The organism is Brevundimonas sp. (assembly GCF_036402095.1).
GTDB lineage: Bacteria > Pseudomonadota > Alphaproteobacteria > Caulobacterales > Caulobacteraceae > Brevundimonas.
This window is the reverse complement of record NZ_DASWTO010000199.1, coordinates 1-9,006: the sequence shown is the minus strand read 5'-3', so window position 1 is coordinate 9,006 and position 9,006 is coordinate 1. Positions and strand designations below refer to the sequence as shown.

The following is a 9,006-nucleotide window of genomic DNA, read 5'->3' as shown; positions in this document are numbered from 1 at the left end:
TCGCCGCGCGCCTTGAGGTGCGGTCAGATGGCCTCGCGATGCGGGGGTAAGGCCGTCCCGTTCCGGTCGTCGCAAGGCGGCCGGGGCGATCCGTCAGAGGCCCGGACGCAGGGCCGCCAGTCGGAGGGCGTGTGGAAAACGACTGCGCGGGGCAGCCTGTCTCGTCGAAACGGTAAAACCACAACGCATCCGGGCGAGGCCCGGCTGTCCCGCGCCCTCCCCAACCGCTTCGGACGAAGCGGCGAAGACTCGTGCCTGCCGCCTGCTGCCTGGCCCCTAGCCCCCCGCCCTTCGCCCCTCTAAGAAAACGCCATGTTCAAATCCGTCCTGGTCGCCAATCGCGGCGAGATCGCCTGCCGTGTGTTCCGCACCGCCCGCCGCATGGGCCTGCGCACCATCGCCGTCCATTCCGAAGCCGACGCCGACGCCCTGCACGTGCGCGAGGCCGACGAGGCGGTGCTGATCGGCCCGGCCCCCGCCCGCGAGTCCTATCTGGACGCGGCGAAAGTCCTCGCCGCCGCGAAACAGACCGGCGCCGAGGCCATTCACCCGGGCTACGGCGTCCTCAGCGAAAACGCCGACTTCGCCGAGGCGGTCATGGCCGCCGGCCTCGTCTGGATCGGCCCGCCGCCCGCGGCCATCCGCGCCATGGGCCTCAAGGACGCGGCCAAGAGCCTGATGATCGAGGCCGGCGTGCCCGTCACCCCCGGCTACCTCGGCGAGGACCAGTCTGCGGAGCGTCTGAAGAAGGAGGCCGACGCCATCGGCTATCCGGTGCTGATCAAGGCCGTCGCCGGCGGCGGCGGCAAGGGGATGAAGAAGGTCGACCGCGCCGAGGACTTCGCCGACGGCCTCGCCAGCGCACAGCGCGAGGGCCAGTCCTCCTTCGGCGACCCGCGCGTCCTGATCGAGAAATACATCACCCGCCCGCGCCACATCGAGGTGCAGGTCTTCGGCGACAGCCACGGCGATGTCGTCCACCTGCACGAGCGCGACTGCTCCCTGCAGCGGCGCCACCAGAAGGTCATCGAGGAGGCCCCTGCCCCCGGCATGGACGCTGCGGTCCGCAAGGCCGTCACCGACGCCGCCGTCCGCGCCGCGAAGGCCGTGAACTACGAGGGCGCCGGGACCATCGAATTCATCGCCGACGCCTCCGACGGCCTCAAGGCTGACCGCATATGGTTCATGGAGATGAACACCCGGCTGCAGGTCGAGCATCCGGTCACCGAGGCCATCACCGGCGTCGACCTGGTCGAATGGCAGCTGCGCGTCGCCGCTGGCGAGCCCATCCCGCTGAAGCAGGCCGACATCCCCCTGAACGGCTGGGCCATGGAGGCGCGGCTGTACGCCGAGGACCCGGCCAACGGCTTCCTGCCCAGCATCGGCCGGCTGGAGCATTTCCATCTGCCCGAGGACATCCGCGTCGACACGGGCGTGACCTGGGGCAGCGAGGTCAGCCAGTTCTACGACCCGATGATCGCCAAGCTGATCGTCCACGCCGACACCCGGGCAGCGGCCGCGGCCCAACTGGCCGCGGCGTGCGGCGAAGTCGGGGTCTGGCCGGTCCGCGCCAACGCCGGCTTCCTCAAACGCTGCCTTGAGCATCCGCGCTTCATCTCTGGCGACGTCGACACAGGTTTCATCGCCGCCGAGGAGTCGACCCTGACCTCCATCGAACCGGCGCCGGAGATCCAGGCCGCCGCCCTCGCGATCCTCGCCGCCGACGCTCACCACGCCGAGGAATGGGTCCGTCCGTCAGATCGGCCCGGCCGCGGCGGCGGCCCCTGGGCCCCGACCGCCGCGGGCCTCTACGGCTTCCGCATGAACGGCGCGCGGCCCGCCCCTCACCGGGCCCGCCTCAACGGCGCGCTGATCGAGGGCCGCCTGACCCCCGAAGAGCATGGCAGCTACTGGACGGTGGATCTCGGCGAGACGACGATGGACGCCTACGTCCTGACGGGCGGCGTCACCCTGATCCATGACGGCCGACCGGACCGCGAACTCAGCCGCGTCATCGACGAACCGGTGCTGTTCCACGACGGCCAGGCTTGGGAATTCGAGCCGATCCTGCACAAGACCGGCGCCGGCAGCGGCCCCGCCTCCGACGGCGCCCTCCGCGCGCCCATGCCCGGCAAGATCGTCGCCACGCCCGCCATGGCCGGCGATACGGTCGCCCGCGGCGCGCCGATCGTGGTGCTCGAGGCCATGAAGATGGAGCACGCTCTCATCGCCCCCTTCGACGGCGTGGTCGAGACCGTCGGCGTCGCCGTCGGCGACCAGGTCACGGACGGCGCCGTGCTGGCGGTCGTCCGGGCGGCGGAGGATCAGGGCTGAAGCAGTCCCACCCCGCCCACCGGTGCGGTCACCTGGGCGTCGCCGAAGGTGGCGATCAGCGGCCTGCCCCGGCGGATCGCCTCCCGAACCTCGGGAAGCTGCAGCGAGGCCCGGTGCGCCGCCTCGTCGATCCATACCTCGGTCACCCAGATGGCGTGATCGTCCGCCGGGTCATGGGCCACGACGTAGCTGAGGCAGCCCGGCATCCGCCCGAGGCTCTCCAGCAGGATCGCCGTCAGCGCGTCACGCTGACCCTCGATCGCCGTCATCCTGCCGATCAGTCCGTACATCGCCGTCCCTCTCGCCCATGCCCGCACCGGCGGCGCGAGGCCGAGGCTGGCCAGTCCGGCCATTCCCGCGATCATGCTGCGCCGTCCGATCTTCATGGCCTTTTTCTAGACCCTGGCCGTCGCCATGTCTCCCGCCCCGAACCCGAAGAATGCTAATCCCGGCCCATGTCCCTTCACATGATCAAGCTGTGCGTCGGCGTCGCCAGGGTCGAGACGCTGGAGCGCCGCGCCTCGAAAGGGGAATGGCTCACCGTCCACACCCGCATGACGCCGAAGCGCGCCGCCGAGCTCGAGGACGGCGGCTCCCTGTTCTGGGTCATCAAGGGCTCCGTCGCCTGCCGCATGCCCATCCTGGATATCTCGACCAGGGGCGAGGGCAAGACGAGCATGTGCCACATCAAACTCTCGCCCGAGGTCGTCCGCACCGCCCCCCAGGCCCGCCGTCCCTTCCAGGGCTGGCGTTACCTCGAGCCGAAGGACGCCCCGCCCGACCTGTCCACCCTCGACGCCGGCGAGGTGCCGGAGGACCTGGCGAAACGGCTGCGGGAAATGGGGGCGTGGTGAGACAGCAGGCGACAGGCGGCAGGCGACCGTCGCCGGGGCCGAAGAAGCGGATGGTCCGTTCGGTCCGCGTCCGCCTCAACGTCCTGCCGCCCGCCGCCTGTTGCCTGCCGCCTCGCTTCCTCCCGCCGACTCCCGTTATCCTCCCCTGATGCCCGCCCCGCGCTCCGACCGTCTGGAAGACGCCCTGCACCGCATCTTCGAGGGCGGCAGGAACACGCGCGCCAGCTGGTTCGCCCTGACCGGGGGCGAGACCCTGTTCGCCGAGAACGACGTCGCCGACACCCTCTACCTGCTGCGCTCGGGCCGCCTCGGCGTCTTCCGCCGCGACCACGACGAGGCCCGCCCGCCCCAGTTCGTCGGCGTCATCCGCCCCGGCGAGCCGGTCGGCGAGATGGCCATGCTGGCTGGCACCCGGCACACCGCCGACGTGGTCGCCCTGCGCGATTCCGAAATCCTGGCCCTGCCTCGCGACGCCTTCTTCGAGGCCGCCCGCACCGAGCCCGACCTCATGGTCGAACTGTCCCGGCTGATGATCCAGCGCGCTCGCGACCGGCGCTCCGGGGGCGGCGAGCCCAGCGTGTTCGGCTTCATCTCGGCCCGCCCGCGCCCGATCCGCGCCTTCGTCGAGCGCATCGCCGCCGCCGTGGAGGCCGATGGCTTCACCTGCCAGGTCATCGACCAGTCGGCGCTGTCGTCCGCCTCCGAATGGTTCAGCCGGGTCGAGGACGCTCACGATTTCGTCCTCTATGTCGCCGAAATGGACGAGCCGGCCTGGGCCGCCCTGTGCGCCCGTCAGGTCGACCGGGTCTTCGTCGTCGGGGCCGGGCTGATGGCGCCGCCGAACCGGCCCATGCCCCATGCCGGCGTGCTCGACGCCCAGCGCCGCACCGACCTGATCCTGCTGCGCGACCCGCGCATGGCCCATCCCGCCAACACCTCGGTCTGGCTCGACGCCGTCGCGCCGGGGCGCTGGTTCCAGGCCGTCGAGGGCGATCAGGCCGACGCCGAACGCATGGGCCGCGTCATCACCGGCTCGGCCGTGGGCGTGGTCATGTCGGGCGGCGGCGCGCGCGCCTATTCCCACATCGGCGCCCTTCGGGCCCTGCGCGAGGCGGGCGTCCCGATCGACTTCGTCGGCGGCGCCTCGATGGGGGCGGTGATCGCCGCCGGGCCGGCGCTGAACTGGTCGCAGGAGGAGCTGGAGGCCCGCATCCGCAAGGCCTTCGTGCAGAGCGATCCCCTGTCGGACATCACCTTCCCGATGCTGGCCATGACCCGGGCCCGCAAGGTCGACCGCCTGCTGCACGAAGCCTATGGCGACATCGATCTGGCCGATCTGCACCGGCCCTTCTTCGCCGCCTCGACCAACCTGACCAGCGGCAAGCTGGAGGTGCATCGGCGCGGCCTGATGCGGCGGGCCATGCGGGCCTCGATCGCCATCCCCGGCATCCTTCCGCCGGTGGTGATGGACGGTCAGGTGCTGGTCGACGGCGCGGTGCTGAAGAACCTGCCGGCCGAGGTGATGCGGCAGATGAACTCCGGCCCCGTGATCGGCGTCGACATGTCTGAAACCCGCGGCGTCGACCCCGACATGATCGAGCACCCTCCGTCGATCTGGCGGCTGATCGCCACCGGCGCCTGGCGCCGCGGCCCGCCGATCGTCTCGATCCTGATGCGTTCGGCCACCCTGACGACCGACGCCGACCTCGAAAGCTCCCGCGCCGCCACGGACCTGCTGATCCAGCCGACGCCCGACGGGCTCGACATCCGCGACTGGAAGGGGTTCGAGGCCGGGGTGGACGCCGGCTACAGCGCGACGCGGGACGGGCTCGCGGGCCTCGACCGGCCGGTCACCCACCTGCGCCGCCGCAATCCCGTCAGCCTTTCCGCGCCACCAGAAACAGACGCGGAAACGGCATCAGGGTCACTCCGTCCGGCCGCCGCGGAAAGGCCTCGGAAAGGCGCGCGCCGAGCGCGTCGAGATACGCCCGCCGCATGACCTCGTCTGTCAGGGCGGCGAGATAGGGCCGCAGCGCCGTCCCCTTCATCCATTCCAGCACCGCATCCGCCCCCGTCAGCGCCTGCAGATAGGTGGTGGACCAGATGTCGACCTCTCCGCAGCCGTCCGCCAGCACGGCGTAGTAGGCCTCCGGCTGCAGCAACGGCGCGATCGTCGGAACCCCGGCCAGCGCCGCCGCCCACGGCCCCTCGCCGGCGACCTCGCGCATCAGCTCGTGATGGCGCGTCTCGTGCGCCATGGGCATCTGCACCGCGAGCACGCCTCCGGGCGCCAGATGGGCCGTCAGCCGCCGCAGCAGCCCCTTGTGATCCGGCAGCCAGTGCAGCGAGGCGTTGGCGAAGATGACGTCGGCGGGAATCGGGGGCGACCAGCCGGCGATGTCGCCCAGCCGCCAGTCGACCTCGACGCCCTGCGCCTGCGCCTGCGCCTCGGCCAGCATCGTCGCGCTGGCGTCCAGCCCATGCACGCGGGCGTCGGGATACCGTCGCTTCAGCCAGATCGCCTGGCGCCCGGGACCGCAGCCGATATCCCAGATCTCCATCGGGCTCAGGCCTTGCGGCAGCCGCGCCAGCAGATCGTGGGCCGCGCGATCGCGCTCGCGCTCGAAGCGATTGTACTGCAGGGGGTCCCACGCGGGGGGCGTAGCGGTCATCCGGACTCCCCGGTGGTCGGGGATGGTACAGCCTCTCAGGATCGAACTGAGGACCTCCGGCTCCACAAACCGGCGCTCTAACCAGCTGAGCTAAGGCTGCACGTATCCGCGCGAGCGGCGTGTCTAGCCGTGTCGCTGGCGGTGATCAAGGTGGATTTGAAAGAACCGCCTCAGCTCCACCCCTTGCTGGCGATATACTCTTCCAGCGCCGCGATCCGGCTTGCGTCGGAGGGGTGGGTCGAGGCGAACTCGGGCGTCGAGCCCTGGCGCTGCCCGGCCATCAGCCGCCACAGGGCGACGGCCTCGGACGGCCGGTAGCCGGCGCGCTGCAGATAGTCGACCCCGATCCGGTCGGCTTCCAGCTCGTGCCGGCGCGAGAACGGCAGCAGCACGCCCAGCTGGGCGCCCAGACCGCCGATGGCGCCCGCCGCCTTGGCGTAGTCGCCGGCGGCGCTCTGGACGCCGCTCAGCACCAGGCTGGTCGCAGCGGAGGAGGAGTAGCGCTCGGCCGCGTGTCGGGCGACCACGTGCCCGACCTCATGGCCGAGGACGGCGGCCAGCTGGTCGTCGTTGCGGACCAGGTTCAGCAGGCCGGTGGTGACCCCGATCTTGCCGGACGGCAGGACGAAGGCGTTTGGGCTCTGGCTGACGAAGACGGCGTAGTCCCAGCTCCGGTCGGCCAGGCCGGCGGCTTCGACGATGCGGGCGCCGACGCGGCGGACGCGGGCGTTGGCGGCGGCGTCGGACGAGGTCGGCTGGGTCCGCAGCGCCTGGGCCCAGGCAGCCTCGGACTGCTGCGTCAGGGCGCCGTCGTCGACGATCAGGAACTGGCTGCGGCCGAGCGTCTCGTTGTAGGCGCAGGCGGCGGTCGACAGGGCGACGGCCGCGGCGAAGGCGAGGGTCAGGGGACGGGTCATGGCGGGCTCCATTCAAGCTCGCGGCACAACGCCCCAGCCGCCCATACGCTCCCGCAAACGAAAACGCCCCGGCCTTGGGGGCCGGGGCGTTCGCTGGCTGGATCAGCCGGTTACTCGCTCGGAAGCTGGAACCGGGTGGTGAAGGTGACCCGCGCATTGACGGCGGCGCCGTCGACGGTCCGCGGCGAAAGCCGGGCCCGACGCGCGCCGGCCAGGGCGGCCGACCCGAAACCTGCGCCGGCCGGATTTTCCGACACGATGTTGCAGTCGGAAACGCTGCCGTTCTGGTTCACCAGGCAGTTCAGGACCACCGAACCGTTCTCGATGCCGCGCGACTGGGCGCGTTCCGGGAATTCGATGGGCGGCTGACGCGCCCAGCTCGGGTTGGTGATCACCGACGGCTTCGGCGGCGGCGGCGGCAGCGGGATCGTCACCGGCCCGTCGATACGGCCCGGCGGGATCGTCGAGGCGATCCGGTCTTCCTTCGGCGTCGGCGGCACCGGAAGCGGCGGCACCGGGATGTTCACCGGAAGAGGAGCCGGGACACGCACCTGCAGCTTCGGCGGCGGCGCCGTTTCCGGCGGCGGCGGCGGAGGCGGCGGGGGCGGCGGCGGGGGCGGGATCGGTTCGATCAGCTCCACGTCGACCGCGTCGTCCGAATAGTTCACCTCGCGCAGCTTGAACTGCGCATTGATGAAGTAGAACGCCAGCAGCGCGAACAGCAGGCACACGACCACGACGCTGGCGATGAACACGTGCGGGGGAACCCCGAAAATGCCCTTCGGCTTCGGCGGGTCGTAGAGACTGCGATGATATTCGACTTCAGTCATGTTCTCACCGCTCCTACTTTGCCGACTGGTCTTCGCCGACCAGGGCGACGCTGTAGAAACCACTGTCCTGAAGCGAATTCATGACCTGCATGAAGTCGCCGTACCGGGTCGTCTGGTCCGCACGGATGAAGATCCGCTCGTCCGACGGCGTCGTGTTGCCGATCAGATCAAGCAGTTCCGTGCCGACCATGTCGATGTCGACCTCGTTGTCGCCGATGTAGACCCGCGAATTGGCCTGGATCGAGACGTAGAACGGCTTCGGCGGACTCTTCTGGACCGGTGCGACCGCGCGCGGCAGTTTTACCTCCACCGACACGGTGGCGAGCGGCGCCGCCACCATGAAGATGATGAGCAGGACAAGCATGATGTCCACGAACGGCGTGACGTTGATCTCGCTGTTCTGCTCGATGGCGTACTTGCCGCCGCCGCCGCCTGAGAGTTTGGCGGCCATCCGACTTACGCCCCCTTGTCGAGGTTACGCGACACGGCGTTCATCAGCTCGGCGTTGAAGCCGTCCGAACGGGTGCCGTACGCCGCGATACGGGTGTTGAAGTAGTTGTAGAAGATAACCGCCGGGATGGCCGCGAACAGGCCGATACCGGTGGCCAGCAGCGCCTCGGCGATACCGGGGGCGACGACGGCCAGGTTGGTCGTGTTGGTGTTCGCGATGCCGATGAACGAGTTCATGACGCCGTAGACGGTGCCGAACAGACCGATGAACGGAGCGGTCGAGCCGACCGAGGCCATGAACTGCTGGCCGCCCGACAGGCGCTTGGCCAGACCGGACTGCACGGCCGAAACGGCGGCCTGGGCGCGGTTGATCGCCGAGTCGCGGTGATCGCCGGTGACCGAGAGGCCGGCCTGACGCGACAGTTCGACTTCGTCGGTGGCCGCGGCGGCCATGTCGGCCAGCGGGTTGCCTTCGAACTCTTCCGAGGTGGCCACGCGACGCATGTCGGCGATCGTGCGGGTCTGGCGGAAGGCTTCCAGGAAGCGGTCGGTGCCGCGGTTCAGGGCGCCGAACTCGAACAGTTTGATCAGCAGGATCACCCAGGTGAACACCGAGGCGAGCAGCAGGCCGATCATGACGACCTTAACGACGATGTCCGCGTCCATGAACATGCGCGCGGGGGTCAGCTTGCCGTGGCTTTCGCCGCCGACTTCGCCGGGCGCCGCGGCATCGGCGGCCGGAGCCGTCTCAGCGGGGGTCGCAGCGGGGGCCGCGGTGGTCGCGGCGGGAGCCGTGGCCGCAGCATCGGCGGCCGGGGCGGGGGCATCCTGCGCGAGGACCGGCGTACCGGCCATCAGCACGGCGGCGCCGGCCATGGCCAGGAGGATGTTGGTCTTCTTGATATCGAGCATAGTTCGCCAGTTCCTGCTTTTTTGGTCTGACTCGTGG

The 9,006-nt window shown here is 70.3% G+C and carries 8 protein-coding genes, 1 tRNA gene and 1 pseudogene; 3 read left to right on the top strand and 7 right to left on the bottom strand.

Annotation, left to right across the window (positions count from 1 at the left end; translation table 11 throughout):
- Nucleotides 1-312: 312 nt before the first annotated feature.
- Nucleotides 313-2,334 carry an acetyl/propionyl/methylcrotonyl-CoA carboxylase subunit alpha gene (locus VGD32_RS13110; RefSeq protein ID WP_331032324.1) on the top strand — a complete coding sequence of 674 codons (2,022 nt, stop codon included), beginning with the start codon at nt 313-315 and terminating at the stop codon, nt 2,332-2,334.
- On the opposite strand, the gene VGD32_RS13105 is transcribed toward VGD32_RS13110, so the two are convergent.
- A complete protein-coding gene (locus VGD32_RS13105; protein ID WP_331032323.1) occupies nt 2,325-2,720 on the bottom strand; it encodes an antibiotic biosynthesis monooxygenase family protein in 396 nt (131 codons plus the stop codon). The two genes, VGD32_RS13110 and VGD32_RS13105, sit on opposite strands and share 10 nt — an antisense overlap.
- A gap of 69 nt (nt 2,721-2,789) precedes the next feature.
- Here VGD32_RS13105 and VGD32_RS13100 point away from each other — a divergent pair, with 69 nt between their 5' ends.
- Both VGD32_RS13100 and VGD32_RS13095 read left to right on the top strand, forming a co-directional pair.
- On the top strand, nt 2,790-3,188 hold the full coding sequence (locus VGD32_RS13100) for a DUF1489 domain-containing protein (RefSeq protein ID WP_331032322.1): 399 nt from the start codon (nt 2,790-2,792) through the stop codon (nt 3,186-3,188).
- Between the two features lie 148 nt (nt 3,189-3,336).
- On the top strand, nt 3,337-5,187 hold the full coding sequence (locus VGD32_RS13095) for a patatin-like phospholipase family protein (RefSeq protein ID WP_331032321.1): 1,851 nt from the start codon (nt 3,337-3,339) through the stop codon (nt 5,185-5,187).
- Nucleotides 5,188-5,422: 235 nt separating this feature from the next.
- On the opposite strand, the pseudogene VGD32_RS13090 reads toward VGD32_RS13095, so the two are convergent.
- The 6 genes and pseudogenes from VGD32_RS13090 to exbB all read right to left on the bottom strand — a co-directional run.
- Nucleotides 5,423-5,860 (bottom strand): annotated as a pseudogene (locus tag VGD32_RS13090) (methyltransferase domain-containing protein); the annotation flags it as partial.
- A gap of 23 nt (nt 5,861-5,883) precedes the next feature.
- Nucleotides 5,884-5,960 (bottom strand) — tRNA-His (locus VGD32_RS13085).
- Nucleotides 5,961-6,030: 70 nt separating this feature from the next.
- Complete coding sequence (locus VGD32_RS13080) at nt 6,031-6,777, bottom strand: M48 family metallopeptidase (RefSeq protein ID WP_331032320.1); 747 nt, start codon at nt 6,775-6,777, stop codon at nt 6,031-6,033.
- Between the two features lie 110 nt (nt 6,778-6,887).
- Nucleotides 6,888-7,607 (bottom strand): TonB family protein, encoded by a 720-nt coding sequence (locus VGD32_RS13075; RefSeq protein WP_331032319.1) that lies wholly within the window; start codon nt 7,605-7,607, stop codon nt 6,888-6,890.
- Nucleotides 7,608-7,620: 13 nt separating this feature from the next.
- Entirely contained in the window at nt 7,621-8,058 is a 438-nt protein-coding gene (locus VGD32_RS13070; RefSeq protein ID WP_331032318.1) for a biopolymer transporter ExbD, read from the bottom strand.
- Between the two features lie 5 nt (nt 8,059-8,063).
- A complete protein-coding gene (gene exbB, locus VGD32_RS13065; protein WP_331032317.1) occupies nt 8,064-8,969 on the bottom strand; it encodes a tonB-system energizer ExbB in 906 nt (301 codons plus the stop codon).
- Between the last annotated feature and the right edge of the window lie 37 nt (nt 8,970-9,006).